The organism is Streptomyces sp. NBC_00388, assembly GCF_036061255.1.
Classification (GTDB): domain Bacteria; phylum Actinomycetota; class Actinomycetes; order Streptomycetales; family Streptomycetaceae; genus Streptomyces.
Window position 1 is genome coordinate 3,325,950 of sequence record NZ_CP107948.1, and the last position, 16,091, is coordinate 3,342,040.

Here is a 16,091-nt window from a genome sequence, read left to right on the forward strand (position 1 = left end):
TCATGAGGGCCGCGGCGCCCCCGGGGCCGTTCAGCGCCTCTCCTCCAGCGACCGTGCCAGATCGAGGGCGGAAGCCACCCGCACGGCGACGCTCTCCGCGTACACCGCGTCCGGCCGCTCGAAGGCGGGACGGCCCGCACCGCGCAGGAACGTCACGACCCCCAGCGTCCGGCCCCGGCTCCGCAGCACCATGCACAGCGCGTGCACGGCGCCCGGGGGCCACTGCCGCTCCTCCGCCCACGCCCGGGCCTCGTCCGGGGCCGCACCCTGCGAGGGGACCGGGCGCACCGCCGACGCGCTGGTCCGCACCGCTCCGGTCCTTGCCACCGCCTGGAGCGCCGGGTGTCCCGTCCGGTAGCGCACCGGCAGGGCGGCGCCCGCAACCGGCAGGCACGGTCCCGGCTCGCCTCCGGACGGCGTCCCGGCCAGCCGTACGAGCCGGCCGCCGCCCGGCGCCTCCACGGCGGGGGCACCGGAGGCGGGGGCATCGGAGACGGCGGCATCGGCCGATATGTCGATCAGCGCGTGGTCGGCGAACCCGGCAAGCCCGAAGTCCAGATACGCCATCGCCGCCTCCACCGGGTCCTCGCACTCGGCGGCGGCCCGCGAGGCGCGGTGCAGCTGGTTGCCGCGGAAGCGGAGCCGGTTCGCCTCCTGTTCGGCCTCCCGGTCCGCGGTGACGTCGCGGAACAGCCAGCCGACACCGAGCGGAACCGGCTCTTCCGCGAGGGGTGACGCCAGCCGGACGAAGCCGCAGCGCCAGCAGCGCCGCCGCTCGCCCTCCGCGGTCCGCAGCGTCACCCACATCTCGGCGGGCGCGGAGAGCGCCCCTTCGGCGAGTACGTGCTGGAGCGCACCCTCCAGCTCCTCGGCACCCTGCACGACGAGGTCGCCCAGCGGGCGCCCGAGCAGCGTGGTGCGGCCCGTGGAGAACGCCCTCGCCGCATGGGCGTTGACGACGGTCGGCCGCAGATCGACATCGACCAGTACGACCCCCCAGGAGGCATCGGCGAACAGGGCCTCGCTGAGCGCGATCGCCCGTTCCAGATCGATCTGCGCATGGACCTCGCTGAACGCGCAGTACACCCCGGCCGCTTCGCCGTCGGGGCCCTGCACCCCGGAGGACTGGGTCCGTACGAGCACCCGGCTTCCGTCCTTGCGCAGCAGCGCGAACTCGTGGACCTGACGGCCGGGGCTGTGCATCGCCGCCATCAGCCGGCCCTGCACCTCGTCGGCGTCCGCGGCCCGCACCGCCCAGCCCGCGAAGCCGGTACGGCCGACGGCTTCGGCTGCGGACCAGCCGAGAATCCGCTCGGCCTCCCGGTTCCAGTGCGTGATCACCGTGCCGGCGTCGAAAGCGCAGAGCGCGGCGTCCATCCCGTCGAGCAGCGCGGCGAGCAGATCCGGGCCCGCGCTGTCCCCTGGGCCACCGGGGCCCCCGGCGTCGGCGGCACCGGGCGGAACACCCGGAGCAGGGGTCCCTCCTGCACCCGCGTCCCCACGGGGCTCGGGCTCATCGGGCCCCAGCGCGCTGGCTGCCTCGATCCGGGAACCACTCATCCGGCACCCCCAACAGGACGCGTCCGCCGCATGTACTGCATGTACCGCACGTCGGATCATTCAACGCGACCGTGACGCAGCCCACACTCCGTTCGCGGAAAAAGGTGGGCCCGAATAAAAAGGTGGGCCCGGATAAATCGGTTGAGGGCCGCCGGAGCCGTGCCTAATGTGTGTCACACGCCAGAAGGGAGGTGTTCCGGAAGTGATTTCTTCTCGGACTTGCGAGGTGGCTGCGGGCTGACGCCCGTCGTCGCACTCTGTGCAGTGCCGGTGGACCGCCGGCCGAAATCCCAAGCAGTCACCGACCCGCGGGCTCGCCGGTAAGTCCGGCCGGCTCCTCCGCAAGGAGGAACCAGAGCCCGCGGGTTTCTGCGTGCGGAAGGACCGCCGGGGGCCCGGCCGCCTTCCCTCCCGCCGTTCACGGGCAGAGCCGCTCCACACACCACCCGGAGCCGGCTTCCCCGCGCACGTACCGCAGCCGGTCGTGCAGCCGGTTCTCGTGGCCCTGCCAGAATTCGGCCGTACCGGGGGCGACCCGGTAACCGCCCCAGTCCTCCGGCACCGGCACCTCGGTGCCCTCCGGATAGCGGGCCGCCAACTGCTCATAGCGACTGGTCAGTTCCTCCCGCGAGCCGATCACCGACGACTGTGCGCTCGCCCACGCGCCGAGCTGCGAACCGTGCGGCCGGGTCCGGAAGTACGCCACCGTCTCCGCACGGTCGATACGGGACGCGGTGCCCGTGACGATGATCTGGCGGGCGATCCGGTGCCAGGGGAAGAGCAGCGCGACCTGCGGGTTGGCGGCGAGTTCACGGCCTTTGCGGGAGCCGTAGTTGGTGTAGAAGACGAAGCCGTCCGCGTCGAAGTGCTTGAGCAGCACCGTACGGGCGGAGGGACCGCCCTGCGGGGTCGCGGTCGAGACGACCATGGCGTTCGGTTCGTGCAGACCGCCCGCGACGGCGTCGGCGAACCAGCGGGCGAACTGGTCCATCGGGGCGGCGGCGAGGTCCTTCTCGTCGAGGACGGCGGAACGGTACTGCTCGCGCATCACTGCGGGGTTCAGTTCAGGGTTCGGCACGGAGCCATCCTGCCGCACGGATGCCGGTGTGCCGGATGTCACGCTTCCCCGCACCGGCGGGAGCCGTCAGACTCGTCCCTCCGCACGCAGACGCGCCGGCGCACTGTGAACCGCACCGGAAAGCCGAACCCCGCCGGCCCGAACCCGTAGGTCGACCACATCACGAGGAGCCGCCTGATGTCCGACGCCGCAGCCGCTTTCGTACCCGGACTCGAAGGAGTCGTCGCATTCGAGACCGAGATCGCCGAACCGGACAAGGAAGGCGGCGCCCTGCGGTACCGCGGCGTCGACATCGAGGATCTCGTCGGCCACGTGTCCTTCGGGAACGTCTGGGGTCTGCTGGTCGACGGGGCGTTCAACCCCGGTCTGCCGCCCGCCGAGCCGTTCCCCATCCCGGTGCACTCCGGTGACATCAGGGTCGACGTGCAGTCCGCGCTGGCCATGCTCGCGCCCGTCTGGGGCCTGAAGCCCCTGCTCGACATCGACGAGCGCACCGCCCGCGACGATCTGGCGCGCGCGGCGGTCATGGCGCTCTCGTACGTGGCCCAGTCGGCGCGCGGCCAGGGCAGTCCGATGGTCCCGCAGAGCGAGATCGACAAGGCCGACTCGGTCGTCGAGCGCTTCATGATCCGCTGGCGCGGCGAGCCGGATCCCCAGCACGTCAAGGCTGTTGACGCCTACTGGACGTCGGCGGCCGAGCACGGCATGAACGCCTCCACCTTCACGGCCCGCGTCATCGCGTCGACCGGCGCCGACGTGGCCGCCGCGCTCTCGGGTGCGGTGGGTGCGATGTCCGGGCCGCTGCACGGCGGTGCGCCGTCGCGGGTCCTCGGGATGATCGAGGAGATCGAGCGGACGGGTGACGCGACGGCGTACGTCAAGCGGGCGCTGGACAAGGGCGAGCGGCTGATGGGCTTCGGCCACCGGGTCTACCGCGCCGAGGACCCGCGCGCCCGGGTCCTGCGCCGCACGGCCAGGGAGCTGGCCGCGCCCCGCTTCGAGGTCGCCGAAGCCCTGGAGAAGGCGGCCCTGGAGGAACTGCACGCCAGGCGCCCCGACCGCGTACTGGCTACGAACGTGGAGTTCTGGGCGGCGATCGTGCTGGACTTCGCGGAGGTTCCGGCGCACATGTTCACGTCGATGTTCACCTGTGCGCGCACAGCGGGCTGGAGCGCGCACATCCTGGAACAGAAGCGGACAGGACGGCTGGTGCGGCCGTCGGCCACGTATGTGGGTCCGGGGACGCGCGACCCCCGCGAGATCGAGGGATACAGCAGCATCGCCACACGCTGAGGCGGGCGCGGGCCGGGGTGCTGCGCCCTCCCCCGGCCCGGTCCGGGCCGAATGACCGAGGACGGGGCCGCCGGCTGCCCGGGCGCGGCGGCCCGGGTACGGGCGGCGCGGGTACGGGCGCTGCGCCGCCGCCCCCGCGTCAGGCGCTCGGGCGCCTGGAGGGGCTCGCCTCCCTGAGTCCCTTCAGGGTGCTGCCGCTGAAGACCCCGACGTCCAGGGTCGCGTACTGGATGCCGTTCGAGTCGTTGGCGTACGTGTCGTAGGTGTACGAAGTGCCGCATCCCGTGGTGTACCCGTGCCAGGGCCAGTAGTGCTTGGCCCCGCTGTTGGTGAGGGTCACCAGGCGGACGGCGATCTTGTAGCCGTCGCAGCCGTCGTCGTACCCCGTCAGGGTGATGCCGGTCAGGCTGTTGGTGCCGCCCCACTGGAAGACGGCATGCGAATGGGCGTAGGGGTCGAAGGACCCGGCGGTGCTGGTGACGGGGGCTGCGGCGGCGGCCTGTCCGGCCGCCAGCGGGACGAGCGCGAGGGACGGAAGGACGGCAAGGGCGCGCAGGGCTGAACGTATCCGCATGAGATCTTCTCCAACTGGCTTGTTGGTCAAGGGCGTTCAGCCGCCGATAGTAGCGCGGCGGGCCAAGTCCGCTGCCTCGTACGCGCACTGCGCTCCGGCGGGTTGACGTAGCCTGCCGTACAGGCCCGGAGACGGGTGAGAGCGGTCCGTTCCCCGGCGTGACGGGAACGGGCCGCTCCGCGTGGGTGAACGATTGCGGTCCCCCGGACCGGGGCGGGCCCGGCCGGCCGGAGCAGGCCCGGTGGGCCGGGAGGGCCCGGCTGCTCCCCTCCGGGAACGAGTCGTCCGGAACAGGTCGTCCGGGAACGGGCCTTCCGGGAACGGGTCACCCAGCGTCTGCGGGCCGCAGCGCCCTTTCCACCAGCTCGCCCCACTGGGCCACCACGCGCTCCCGCCGCGCCCCGTCGTCCGTGAGTACGTTGGCCAGGCCGAGCCCCCGCGCCATGTCCAGCAGTCCCTGCACCGTCTCGCGTACGCCGGGCACCGACTCGTCCGCCCGCAGCAGTCGCACGGCGATCCGGTGCGACTCCCTGCCCACCCGGGCCTCCAGCTCGGTGACGCGGGCGTGCAGCTGCGGTTCGTTCGACGCGGCCACCCACAGATGCAGCGCGGCACGGAACAGCGGGCCGGTATAGAGGCCGACCAGGGCCGCCACCACCGTGCGGCGGTCCTGCGAGGGCAGGGTGCGCAGGGCGGTGGAGCGCTCCTCGGCCACGTACTCGACCGCCGCCGTGAAGAGGTCCTCGCGGGTCGGGAAGTGGTGCTGCGCCGCGCCCCGGGAGACGCCCGCCCGTTCGGCGACGGCGGAGACTGTGGAGCCCGCCCAGCCGTGCTCGGCCAGGCAGGACACCGCCGCCTCCAGCAGGCGCTGCCGGGTGGCGCGGCTGCGGTCCTGCTTCGGGCCCCTTCCGGGGCCGCCCGCACCGCTGCCGCCCTCCCGGTCCGTCACCACACCCATGCGGGGTCCCGTCGTTCGAGGAAGGCCTGTACGCCCTCGCGCGCCTCGGCCGAGGCGAAGAGGGACGCGGAGCGGGCGATGAGCTCGTCCGTCCTGCGGTCGAAGTTCTCCAGCACCGTATCGGTGACCAGGGACTTCGATGCCGCCAGGCCCTGCGGGGACGCCCGGCGCAGACCGTCGACGACCGGCGCGAGTGCCGCGTCGACATCCTCGGCCGCGCCGGTGATCAGTCCGGTCCGCGCGGCTTCGGCGGCGTCGAACCGTTCCCCTGTGAGGTAGTAGCGGGCCGCGGCGCGCGCGTCCATCCGCGGCAGCAGCGGCAGCGAGATGACGGCGGGGGCCAGGCCGAGCCGGGACTCGGTGAAGGCGAAGGTGGCCCCGGGGCCCGCCATCGCGATGTCGCAGGAGCCGAGCAGTCCGAGCCCGCCGGCCCGGACGTGCCCGGTGACACGGGCGACCACCGGCCGGGGGTGTGCCACGATCGCCCGCATCAGCCGTACGAACGCGGCCGGGTCGGGCGGCTCCTTGAGGTCGGCGCCCGCACAGAAGGTGTTCCCGGTGTGGGTGAGGATCACCGCGCGTACGGAGGCGTCGGCGGCCGACCTGGCCAGCGCCTCCTGTACCTCGGCGACCAGCTGCGCGGAGAGCGCGTTGCGCCGCTGCGGCGCGTCCAGGGTGAGCGTGGTGATCCCCCGGTCGTGCGCTGTCCTGACCGTGCCCGAGGTGGACGTCATACGCGCTGCCCCCCGGTCTCCGCGCCGCCGGTCCCGTTCTCCGGACCGCCGGTACGCCGCTCCCGTGCGCGCAGCTCGCGCCGGAGTATCTTCCCCGACGTCGCACGCGGGACGGCGCCGATGAACTCGACCCGCCGGATCTTCTTGTACGGGGCGACGCGCTCGGCGACGTACGCCATCAGCTCCTCCTCCGTCAGCCGCGCCGAGGCCTGCCGGACGGCGAACGCCTTGGGCACCTCGTTGCCGTCCGCGTCGTACACGCCGATGACCGCCGCATCGGCGATCGCGGGATGGGTGATCAACAGCGCCTCCAGTTCGGCGGGGGCCACCTGGAAGCCCTTGTACTTGATGAGTTCCTTGACCCGGTCGACGATGAAGAGCCAGCCGTCCTCGTCCACCCGGCCGACGTCCCCGGTGTGCACCCAGCCCTCCTCGTCGATCATCCCGGCGGTGGCTCCCGGCCGGCCGAGGTACCCCTTCATGACCTGCGGCCCCCGGATGGCGACCTCGCCCTCCTCGCCCACGCCGAGATCACGCGCAGGCCCTGCCAGGGACAGGATGCGCATCTGGGTCCCGGGAAGGAGCTTGCCCACCGTCCCCGGTGGCGGGTCCTCCGCGTCCAGCGGGACGACATGGGTCCCGGGTGACAGCTCCGTCATGCCGTACGCCTGGCGGACCGGCGGCAGCCCGAGCCGGGACGAACACGCGGCGGCCAGCCCGGCGTCGAGCGGGGCGGCGGCGCTGACGATGTACTCCAGCGACGAGAGGTCGTAGCGCGCCACGGCCGGGTGCTTGGCGAGGGCCAGGACGATCGGCGGTGCGACATAGAGCCCGTTGATGCGGTGTTCCTCGATGGCGGCCAGGAACTGGCCCAGCTCGAACCGGGGCAGCACCACCACCGTCGCGCCGTACCGCAGCGGGGCGTTGAGCAGCGCGGTGAGTCCGTAGATGTGGAAGAAGGGAAGCACCGCGAGAATCCGCTCGCCCGGCCCCATCCGGGCGAACGGTTGCAGCTGCGCGAGATTGGTGGAGACCGACCGGTGGGTGAGCATGACGCCCTTGGGGGTGCCGGTGGTGCCCGACGAGTAGGGCAGTACGGCGATGTCCTCACCCGGGTCGAACGCGACAGCGGGTCCGGCCGCGGCCCCCGGGGACTCCGGCAGGTCGAGCACCGAGCGGTGCCCGTCGGCGCGGTCGCAGACGAAGATCTCCTCGACCCCGCCCACCAGTTCGGCCGCCCGGCGGGCCACGTCGAGCAGGCGGGACACGGTGATGATCCAGCGTGCGGCGGAGTCCCCCATCTGCTTGGCGAACTCCTCCGCGGTGGCGAGGGGGTGCACGGTGGTGACCGTGGCGCCCGCCCGGCTCGCGCCGTGGAAGACGGCCGGGTAGGCGATGCTGTTGGGACTGTGCAGGGCGATCACATCACCCTTGCGCACCCCGGCACCGGCCAGCCCGGCGGCGACCGACCGGTGGAAGGTGTCGAGCTGCCGGTAGCTGACCGTGGTGCCGTCCACCGCGTCGATCAGCGCGAGGGTGTCTCCGTACGCGTGCGCCCGGCCCAGGACCGCTTCGTGGACGGGCTGGTCGAGGACGGGGACGTCTTCGTACTCACTGTGGAACAACACCGTCATCGCTCCTGTCAGTAGGACTTGGGAAGGCCCAGGGACTGGTGGGACACGAAGTTGAGGATCATCTCCCGGCTGACCGGTGCGATCCGGGCCACCCGGGACGCGGTGATGAGCCCCGCCAGCCCGTACTCGCGGGTGAGGCCATTGCCACCGAGGGTGTGCACGGACTGGTCGACGGCCTTCACACAGGCCTCGCCCGCCGCGTACTTGGCCATGTTCGCGGCCTCGCCCGCGCCCAGGTCGTCGCCCGCGTCGTAGAGGGCTGCGGCCTTCTGCATCATCAGCCGGGCGAGTTCGAGTTCGATGTGGGACTGGGCGAGCGGATGGGCGATGGCCTGGTGGGAGCCGATGGGCTCCTTCCAGACCTGCCGGGTCTTCGCGTAGTCGACGGCCTTCGCCAGCGCGTAACGGCCCATGCCGATCGCGAAGGCGGCCGTCATGATGCGCTCGGGGTTGAGCCCGGCGAAGAGCTGGAGCAGCCCGGCGTCCTCGTTGCCCACCAGGGCGTCGGGGGGCAGCCGCACATCGTCGAGGACCAGCTCGAACTGCTTCTCCGGCGCCTGGATCTCCATGTCGATCTGCGTGCGGCGGAATCCGGGGGCGTCCCGGGGCACGAGGAAGAGGCAGGGCTTGAGGCGTCCGGTCCTGGCGTCCTCGGTACGGCCGACGATCAGGGTCGCGTCGGCCATGTCGACGCCGGATATGAAGACCTTGCGCCCGGTGAGCAGCCAGTCCCCCCCTTCGGCGCGGCGGGCGGTGGTGGTGATGCGGTGCGAGTTGGAACCGGCGTCCGGCTCGGTGATGCCGAAGGCGAGGGTGAGGGATCCGTCCGCCAGGCCGGGGAGCCACCGCTGCTTCTGTGCGTCGGTGCCGAACCGCGCGATGACCGTGCCGCAGATGGCGGGCGAGACGACCATCATCAGGAGCGGGCACCCGGCTGCCCCCAACTCCTCCAGGACAATGGAGAGTTCGGCGATGCCGCCACCGCCGCCGCCGTACTCCTCCGGCAGGCTCACCCCGAGGTAGCCGAGCTTCGCCGCGGCGTCCCAGAGCGCCTGCCGGTCGTAGTCGCGGTGGCTCGTGCCCGCGTGGCGCTTGCCGAGGGCGGCGACGGCCGCGCGCAGGGCCGCGCGCTCGTCGGATTCCACAGCCGCGCTTGTGACGGCGGTGCCGGTACCCGTACGTGTGCCAGTGCTCGTACCAGTGCTCGTGCTCATGACTCCAGGGCCTCCTGTGTGTCCGGCTGTGCGTGCTGTACGACGGCGAGCAGCGCGCCGACCTCGACCTGGCGGCCGGGGGCGGCATGCAGTGCGGTGAGGGTGCCGGATGCCGGAGCGGTGATGCGGTGCTCCATCTTCATGGCCTCCAGCCAGATGAGGGGCTGCCCTGCGGTGACGGTGTCCCCGGCCGTGAGTCCGTCGGCGACCCGGACGACCGTCCCGGGCATCGGGGCGAGCAGCGAACCGGGCGCCGTGCGGGTGGCCGGGTCGGGGAAGCGGGGCAGCAGGGTGAAGGTGTGCGGTCCGGCGTGGGCGCGGTCGCCGTACACGTCGATGTCGAAGTGGCGGAGCACCCCGCCCGCTTCGAGCGAGACGCGGTGCGGCGCGGCGGCGTGCAGCCGTACGCCGGGGAAGCCTTCGGCGTGCAGCCCGTCCCGGGTGAGGCGGTAGCGGATCTCGTGCACATCGCCGTCGGGCTCGGAGCGGTAGGTCTTGATCTGCGGCTGCGACGGCACGTTCCGCCAGCCGCCCGTCCGTGCCCGCGCCGCGTCGGCGAGGGCGACGGCCAGCGCGGCGAGCGGGTCGGGGGCCGGGGCGGTGAGTCCGGGCAGGTGCCGGTCGTAGAAGCCGGTGTCGAGCCGGGCGGCGGTGAAGTCCGGGTGGCGCAGCGACCGTACGAGCAGCGAGCGGTTGGTGGCCGGGCCGTGGATGCGCGCCCGGTCGAGCGCGTACGCGAGGGCGCGCAACGCCTCCGCGCGGGTGGGGGCGTGGGCGATGACCTTGGCGAGCATCGGGTCGTAGTGGATGCCGACGGTGTCGCCCCCGGCGTATCCGGTGTCCAGCCGGACGGTGGCTCCGGCGGGCCGGCCGCCGGGCGCCCCGCCGGTGCCGGGCACGTCCAGCCGGTGCAGGGTGCCGGTCTGCGGGGCCCATCCGGCGGCCGGGTCCTCGGCGTACAGCCGGGCCTCCACCGCGTGGCCGTACGCGGGCGGCGGACCTCCGGGCGGGAGCGGCGCGCCCTCGGCGGTCCTGAGCTGGAGCGCGACCAGGTCGAGCCCGAACACAGCCTCGGTGACGGGGTGTTCCACCTGGAGCCGGGTGTTCATCTCCAGGAAGTACGCCCGGTCGCCGCTCTCCGCGACGAGGAACTCCACAGTGCCCGCGCCCTGGTAGTCCACCGCGCGGGCGGCGGCGGTGGCCGCTTCGCGCAGCGTGGCGCGCAGGGCGTCGGGGAGGCCGGGGGCTGGAGCCTCCTCGATGACCTTCTGGTGGCGGCGCTGGAGTGAGCAGTCCCGGGTGCCGAGCGTCCAGACCGTGCCGTGCGCGTCGGCCAGGATCTGCACCTCGACATGGCGCCCGCGCTCCACGTACGGCTCGGCGAAGACCTCGTCGTCCCCGAAGGCGGCCCGCGCCTCGGCGGTGGCCGCCGCCATCTCCTCATCCAGCACGGAGAGTTCGCGTACGACACGCATACCGCGTCCGCCTCCGCCCGCCGCCGCCTTGAGCAGCAGCGGCAGATCGTCCGCGGTGGCACCTGCCGGGTCGACGGCGGCCAGCAGGGGCACACCGGCCCCGGCCATCAGCTTCTTGGCGCGGGTCTTGGACGCCATCGCCTCGATGGCGTCGGCACAGGGGCCGACCCAGAGGAGCCCGGCGCCGGTGACCGCACGGGCGAACCCGGCGTTCTCGGAGAGGAAGCCGTAGCCGGGGTGGACGGCGTCGGCGCCCGCGGCGCGGGCCGCGGCGACGATGAGGTCTCCGCGGAGGTAGGTGTCGGCGGGCGCCGACCCCGGCAGCCGTACGGCGGTGTCCGCCTCCCGTACGTGCAGCGCGTCCGCGTCCGCGTCGGAGAAGACCGCCACGGTGGCGATGCCCAGCGCCCGGCAGGTACGGAAGATGCGGCAGGCGATCTCGCCGCGGTTGGCGACGAGCAGAGTGCTGATCATGTGCGTCCTCACGTTCGCGCTCGGTGGTCGCATGGCGGCGTCACATCCGGAAGATGCCGAAGCCGCCGCGGGCGCCCTCGACCGGTGCGTTGTGGATGGCGGACAGACACAGACCCAGCACGGTCCTGGTGTCCCGCGGGTCGATGACCCCGTCGTCGTACAGCCGCCCGGAGAGGAACATCGGCAGGGACTCCGACTCGATCTGCTGCTCGACCATGGCGCGCAGCGCGGCGTCCGCCTCGTCGTCGTACGGCTGCCCCTTGGCATGCGCGGAGGCGCGGGCGACGATCGACAGCACGCCCGCCAGCTGCTGCGGTCCCATGACCGCGGACTTGGCGCTGGGCCAGGCGAAGAGAAAACGGGGGTCGTAGGCGCGCCCGCACATGCCGTAGTGGCCGGCGCCGTACGAGGCGCCCATGAGCACGGAGAGGTGCGGGACCTTCGAGTTCGAGACGGCGTTGATCATCATGGCGCCGTGTTTGATGATGCCGCCCTGCTCGTACTCCCTGCCGACCATGTAGCCGGTGGTGTTGTGCAGGAAGAGCAACGGGATGTCGCGCTGGTTCGCCAGCTGGATGAACTGGGCCGCCTTCTGGGATTCCTCGGAGAAGAGGACGCCCTGCGCGTTGGCGAGGATACCGATGGGGTAGCCGTGCAGTTCGGCCCAGCCGGTGACCAGGCTCGGCCCGTAGAGCGGCTTGAACGCGTCGAAGTCCGAGCCGTCGGTGATCCGCGCGATGACCTCGTGCGGGTCGAACGGGGTCTTCAGATCGCCGGGCACGATACCGAGGAGTTCCTCCTCGTCGTACCGGGGCGGGGAGACGGGGCCAGGGGGATCCGGCTGCGCCTTGCGCCAGTTGAGGCGGGCGACGACGCGGCGCGCCCGGCGCAGCGCGTCGGGCTCGTCGAGTGCGAGGTAGTCGGCCAGCCCGGAGACCCGGGCGTGCATCTCGGCGCCGCCGAGCGACTCGTCGTCCGACTCCTCACCGGTCGCCATCTTGACCAGCGGGGGTCCGCCGAGGAAGACCTTCGACCGCTCCTTGATCATGATGACGTGGTCGGACATGCCCGGCACGTAGGCACCGCCCGCGGTCGAGTTGCCGAACACCACGGCGATGGTGGGAATCCCCGCGGCGGAGAGCCGGGTGATGTCCCGGAAGAGGGCGCCGCCGGGTATGAAGATCTCCTTCTGCGAGGGGAGGTCGGCGCCGCCGGACTCGACGAGGCTGATGCAGGGGAGCCGGTTGGCGTACGCGATCTCGTTGGCCCGGAAGGCCTTCTTCAGCGTCCACGGGTTGCTGGCACCGCCGCGCACGGTGGGGTCGTTGGCGGTGATCAGGCACTCGACCCCCTCGACGGTGCCCATACCGGTGATCATCGAGGCGCCGAGCGGGTAGTCGGTGCCCCAGGCGGCGAGCGGGGAGAGTTCGAGGAAGGGTGTGTCCGGGTCGAGCAGCAGCTCGATGCGTTCCCGGGCGAGGAGCTTGCCGCGTTTGCGGTGGCGGTCGGTGTACTTCTCACCGCCGCCCGCGAGCGCTCTGGTGTGCTCGGCCTCCAGCGCTGCGATTTTGCCGAGCATGGCTTCGCGGTGTGCGGCGTACTCGGCGGACTCGGGGTCGAGGGCGGTACGGAGGGTGGTCATCCGGGGCTCCTTGGACGGGGGACGGCTGTGCGCGGGATTCGCCCGGGGCTCGGTGCCGGGCACGGCGGGGCGGGGCCCCGGGCCACGGCCCGGGGACACGGCCGGGGGCCCGTGCGTGGCCCGGTGCTCGCTCCCCGGTCACGGCGGGCCGAGCACTCCCTCCGGCACCTCGACCGTGCGGCACCGCAGCCACTCCCCCACCCCCTTCCCCTGGGCGTCGAAGCGCTCCTGCGCCGCGACCCCCTCCCCCAGCAGCCCCTCCACCACGAAGTTCAACGCCCGGAGATTCGGCAGCACATGGCGGGAGACCACCAGTCCGCGCGTCTCGGGCAGCAGCTCCTGGAACCGCTCGACAGTGAGTGCGTGCGCCAGCCACCGCCACGCCGTGTCCGTCCGCACCCACACACCCACGTTCACGTCGCCGCCCTTGTCCCCGCTGCGGGCACCGGCCACCCGCCCGAGCGGCACCCGGCGTACCTCGCCGCCCCCGGGGAGCGGATCGGGGAGCGCGGGCGTGGCGACCGGGGCCAGGGCGGAGGTACGGGCCGGGGCGGGGACCACCAGCCGCTCCCCGTCCGGGAGTACGGCCACCTGCTCCACCGCGTCCTGGTCCACGTACACCGCATCGAAGACCCCGTACGGCGCGCCCTTCCCGGGCGGCGCCGTCACATGGAAGCCCGGGTAGCTGCCGAGCGCCAGCTCGATGGCGGCCCCGCTCACCGCCCGCCCCACCGCTTCCCGGTCGCCGTCCCGCACCACCAGCCTGAGCAGCGCACTGGCGCACTCCTCGCTGTCGGCGTCGGCCCGGTCGGTGCGGACCAGCTCCCAGCGCACACGTGCCGGGCGGGCCGGGCCGAAGGCGTCCTCCACCTGCTCGCGGACCAGCGCCGCCTTGGCCTCGATGTCGAGTCCGGTGAGGACGAACACGACCTCGTTGCGCCAGCCGCCGATACGGCTCACGCCCGCCTTGAGTGTCGGGGGCGGGGGCTCCCCGCGCACGCCCGAGATCCTTACCCGGCCGGGCCCTTCCTCGGTCAGCCGTACGGTGTCGAGCCGGGTCGTGACATCGGGACCCGCGTACCGGGCGGGGCCCGTCTCGTAGAGCAGCTGCGCGGTCACCGTCCCGATGTCGACGACCCCGCCCGTACCGTCGTGCTTGGTGATCACGGCCGATCCGTCGGCGCCGATCTCCGCGACCGGGAAGCCGGGGTGGCGTACGTCGTGCCCGGTGAAGAAGGAGTAGTTGCCGCCGGTCGCCTGGGTCCCGCACTCCAGCACATGCCCGGCGGCGACCGCGCCCGCGAGCCGGTCGAGGTCGCCGGGCTCCCAGCCGAAGTGCCAGACGGCAGGTCCTGTGACCAGCGCCGCATCCGTCACCCGGCCCGTGACCACCACATCGGCGCCGCCCCGCAGACAGGCCGCGATCCCGGCGCCGCCCAGATAGGCGTTGGCGGTGAGCGCACCCTCGGGCAGCGGCAGGGCGTCGCCCGTCACCTGCGCGACCCGCACCGGCACGCCGACACGGCCACTCAACTCCCTTATCGCATCCGCGAGTCCGGCCGGATTGAGACCGCCGGCGTTGGTGACGATCCGCACCCCCCGGTCGTGGGCCTCGCCGAGGCACTCCTCCAGCTGGCGCAGAAACGTCCTGGCATATCCGAGGCGGGGATCCCTGAGGCGGTCGCGGCCCAGGATGAGCATGGTCAGCTCGGCCAGGTAGTCGCCGGTCAGCACGTCCAGCGGGCCCCCGGTGAGCATCTCCCGCATCGCGCCGAACCGGTCGCCGTAGAAGCCGGAGGCGTTCCCGATCCGCAGCGGCCTCACACCGCGCCCTTCGGCGCGCGCCCGGCTCCGGGCGGCCCGGCGAAGGCCTGCGCGATCCCCAGCCACCGGTCGGCGTCGGCACCCTCCGCGCGCAGGGCCAGGTCGTCACGGTGCGCGCGCTGGGTGACCAGCAGACAGAAATCGAGGGCCGGCCCGGTGACCCGCTGGACGGCGTCGGCGGGACCGTACTCCCAGAGCTCTCCGCCCGGCCCGCTCAGCTCGACCCGGAACTCGTCGGCGGGCACGTCCAGTCCGCGCGCCCCGAAGGCGAATCCCCTGGCCCGCACGCCGATTCGCGCCACGTGCCGCAGCCGCGCGGTCGGCCGGCGCTCCACGCCGAGCGCGTCCGCGATGTCCTGGCCGTGCGCCCAGGTCTCCATCAGCCGTCCGGTGGCCATGGACGCGGTGCTCATCGGCGGGCCGTACCAGGGGAAGCGTGCGCCGGGCGGGGCGGTGCGCAGCGCCCGCTGGAGCTGTTCGCGGCCGTCCCGCCAACGGGCGAGCAGGACGGGCGGGTCGAGCTCCGCGCCTTCCTCCGCGCCGTCGTCCACGAAGGTCTCCGGTGCGGCGAGCGCCTTCTCGACCTCCCCGGCGAAGGCATCGGGCCCGGCCACGGCGAGCAGCGCCGCCCGGTCGGTCCAGGCGAGATGGGCGATCTGATGGGCGACGGTCCACCGGGGCGCCGGGGTTGCGGCAGCCCACTGGCCGTCTCCCAACCCGGCCACGAGAGAGTCCAGTTCGGCGCTCTCATCGACCAGATCATCCAGTACGGCACCTGCATCGGACACGGGGCACTCCCTCCGGGCACGGCTTCGTGTCCGGGAGCATGGCAGCGCCCGGGAAAACAAGCAAGCGTGCTTGCATTCTTTTTTCGAAGCGATTGCCGTCCTGCGGGCGGGCGGCGGCCGGCACGCTGCGGTGATGCATAACGGCGCGTCAGCTTCCTTTGCCAGAGCCCACGTTCACCCGGGTGTCGTGGCTCCCGGTGTGCGCCGGGTCGTCGGCAAGCAGGCGGTACCCGTCCGTGTGAGGACGGCGCGGTCGACGCCGAGCTCGCGCGCCAGCGCGTCGTCCGTCCACTCCAGCATCGTGGCGCGGGCGAGGGAGCCGGTGTACGAGGTCATCTGCACGGCGAGTCCGTCCAGCAGCGCCGTCAGCCGCCACGCCGCGGCCACCGGATCGGCGCACCGGAACTCGCCCGCCGCCACGCCCTCCGCGACGACCTCGGCGAGTGCGGCCTTCCACTCCTGGTCGAGCTCGCGCGCCGTCTCCCGCAGGTCCGCGTCGCGCAGCGCCGCCGACCAGCCCTCGATCCACAGCCGCCACCCCTTGGCCTGCCCCGTCGGCGCGTACCAGCGGACCGCCGCCCGCAGCCGGTGCGCTGCCGTGGTGCGGCGCCCGAGCAGCTTCCGCAGCTGGGCGAGGTCACTGTCGGCGGCGTGGCGGAACGCTGCCGCCACGAGTTGCTCCTTGGTCGAGAAGTGGTAGAGCACCAGCGCGTTGCTCACACCGAGCGCGGAGGCGACGTCGGCGATCCGCACGGCGGAGACGCCCCGCGCCTCGATCTGTTCGACGGCCGCGCGCAGCATCTCGCCACGCCGCTCCTCCACGCTCAACCTGACCCTCGCCAT

The 16,091-nt window shown here is 72.9% G+C and carries 13 protein-coding genes; 1 reads left to right on the plus strand and 12 read right to left on the minus strand.

The features are described 5' to 3' along the window. Positions 1–30: 30 nt before the first annotated feature. Both OG917_RS14985 and pdxH read right to left on the minus strand, forming a co-directional pair. A complete protein-coding gene (locus OG917_RS14985) occupies positions 31–1,560 on the minus strand; it encodes a PAS domain-containing protein (protein WP_328318103.1) in 1,530 nt (509 codons plus the stop codon). Positions 1,561–1,978: 418 nt separating this feature from the next. Further along, positions 1,979–2,608 carry a pyridoxamine 5'-phosphate oxidase gene (pdxH, locus tag OG917_RS14990; RefSeq protein ID WP_328321895.1) on the minus strand — a complete coding sequence of 210 codons (630 nt, stop codon included), beginning with the start codon at positions 2,606–2,608 and terminating at the stop codon, positions 1,979–1,981. A gap of 207 nt (positions 2,609–2,815) precedes the next feature. On the opposite strand from pdxH, the gene OG917_RS14995 reads away from it, so the two are divergent. Further along, positions 2,816–3,931 carry a citrate synthase 2 gene (locus OG917_RS14995; protein ID WP_328318104.1) on the plus strand — a complete coding sequence of 372 codons (1,116 nt, stop codon included), beginning with the start codon at positions 2,816–2,818 and terminating at the stop codon, positions 3,929–3,931. A 139-nt stretch (positions 3,932–4,070) separates the two neighbouring features. Here OG917_RS14995 and OG917_RS15000 read toward each other — a convergent pair whose 3' ends face one another. The 10 genes from OG917_RS15000 to OG917_RS15045 all read right to left on the minus strand — a co-directional run bounded on the left by OG917_RS15000 (position 4,071) and on the right by OG917_RS15045 (position 16,091). After that, complete coding sequence (locus OG917_RS15000; RefSeq protein WP_328318105.1) at positions 4,071–4,505, minus strand: hypothetical protein; 435 nt, start codon at positions 4,503–4,505, stop codon at positions 4,071–4,073. A gap of 325 nt (positions 4,506–4,830) precedes the next feature. Further along, on the minus strand, positions 4,831–5,463 hold the full coding sequence (locus OG917_RS15005; protein WP_328318106.1) for a TetR/AcrR family transcriptional regulator: 633 nt from the start codon (positions 5,461–5,463) through the stop codon (positions 4,831–4,833). Next, positions 5,451–6,197: an enoyl-CoA hydratase family protein gene (locus OG917_RS15010; RefSeq protein WP_328318107.1), complete on the minus strand. Its 747-nt coding sequence runs from the start codon at positions 6,195–6,197 to the stop codon at positions 5,451–5,453. The genes OG917_RS15005 and OG917_RS15010 overlap by 13 nt, the downstream gene beginning before the upstream one ends. Continuing rightward, a complete protein-coding gene (locus OG917_RS15015; protein WP_328321897.1) occupies positions 6,194–7,825 on the minus strand; it encodes a 4-coumarate--CoA ligase family protein in 1,632 nt (543 codons plus the stop codon). The genes OG917_RS15010 and OG917_RS15015 overlap by 4 nt, the downstream gene beginning before the upstream one ends. A 14-nt stretch (positions 7,826–7,839) precedes the next feature. Continuing rightward, complete coding sequence (locus OG917_RS15020) at positions 7,840–9,045, minus strand: acyl-CoA dehydrogenase family protein (RefSeq protein ID WP_328318108.1); 1,206 nt, start codon at positions 9,043–9,045, stop codon at positions 7,840–7,842. Beyond that, on the minus strand, positions 9,042–10,994 hold the full coding sequence (locus OG917_RS15025; protein WP_328318109.1) for an acetyl/propionyl/methylcrotonyl-CoA carboxylase subunit alpha: 1,953 nt from the start codon (positions 10,992–10,994) through the stop codon (positions 9,042–9,044). Before OG917_RS15025 ends, OG917_RS15020 begins: the two co-directional genes overlap by 4 nt. 40 nt (positions 10,995–11,034) lie before the next feature. Beyond that, positions 11,035–12,636 (minus strand): acyl-CoA carboxylase subunit beta, encoded by a 1,602-nt coding sequence (locus tag OG917_RS15030; RefSeq protein ID WP_328318110.1) that lies wholly within the window; start codon positions 12,634–12,636, stop codon positions 11,035–11,037. A gap of 138 nt (positions 12,637–12,774) precedes the next feature. Further along, positions 12,775–14,403, minus strand: a complete 1,629-nt coding sequence (locus OG917_RS15035; RefSeq protein ID WP_443059078.1) for an acyclic terpene utilization AtuA family protein — start codon at positions 14,401–14,403, stop codon at positions 12,775–12,777. A gap of 53 nt (positions 14,404–14,456) precedes the next feature. Then, positions 14,457–15,248: a TIGR03084 family metal-binding protein gene (locus OG917_RS15040; RefSeq protein WP_328318112.1), complete on the minus strand. Its 792-nt coding sequence runs from the start codon at positions 15,246–15,248 to the stop codon at positions 14,457–14,459. Positions 15,249–15,422: 174 nt separating this feature from the next. Further along, positions 15,423–16,091 carry a TetR/AcrR family transcriptional regulator gene (locus OG917_RS15045; RefSeq protein WP_328318113.1) on the minus strand — a complete coding sequence of 223 codons (669 nt, stop codon included), beginning with the start codon at positions 16,089–16,091 and terminating at the stop codon, positions 15,423–15,425.

Excerpts from the sequence above, each read along its gene's own strand:
- pdxH (WP_328321895.1), bottom strand. The coding sequence starts at position 2,608 with ATGCGCGAGCAGTACCGTTCCGCCGTCCTCGACGAGAAGGACCTCGCC.
- OG917_RS15020 (WP_328318108.1), bottom strand. The coding sequence starts at position 9,045 with ATGAGCACGAGCACTGGTACGAGCACTGGCACACGTACGGGTACCGGC.
- OG917_RS14995 (WP_328318104.1), top strand. The coding sequence starts at position 2,816 with ATGTCCGACGCCGCAGCCGCTTTCGTACCCGGACTCGAAGGAGTCGTC.
- OG917_RS15005 (WP_328318106.1), bottom strand. The coding sequence starts at position 5,463 with ATGGGTGTGGTGACGGACCGGGAGGGCGGCAGCGGTGCGGGCGGCCCC.
- OG917_RS15030 (WP_328318110.1), bottom strand. The coding sequence starts at position 12,636 with ATGACCACCCTCCGTACCGCCCTCGACCCCGAGTCCGCCGAGTACGCC.
- OG917_RS15045 (WP_328318113.1), bottom strand. The coding sequence starts at position 16,091 with ATGGCGAGGGTCAGGTTGAGCGTGGAGGAGCGGCGTGGCGAGATGCTG.
- OG917_RS15025 (WP_328318109.1), bottom strand. The coding sequence starts at position 10,994 with ATGATCAGCACTCTGCTCGTCGCCAACCGCGGCGAGATCGCCTGCCGC.
- OG917_RS15035 (WP_443059078.1), bottom strand. The coding sequence starts at position 14,403 with ATGCGGGAGATGCTCACCGGGGGCCCGCTGGACGTGCTGACCGGCGAC.
- OG917_RS15000 (WP_328318105.1), bottom strand. The coding sequence starts at position 4,505 with ATGCGGATACGTTCAGCCCTGCGCGCCCTTGCCGTCCTTCCGTCCCTC.
- OG917_RS14985 (WP_328318103.1), bottom strand. The coding sequence starts at position 1,560 with ATGAGTGGTTCCCGGATCGAGGCAGCCAGCGCGCTGGGGCCCGATGAG.
- OG917_RS15010 (WP_328318107.1), bottom strand. The coding sequence starts at position 6,197 with ATGACGTCCACCTCGGGCACGGTCAGGACAGCGCACGACCGGGGGATC.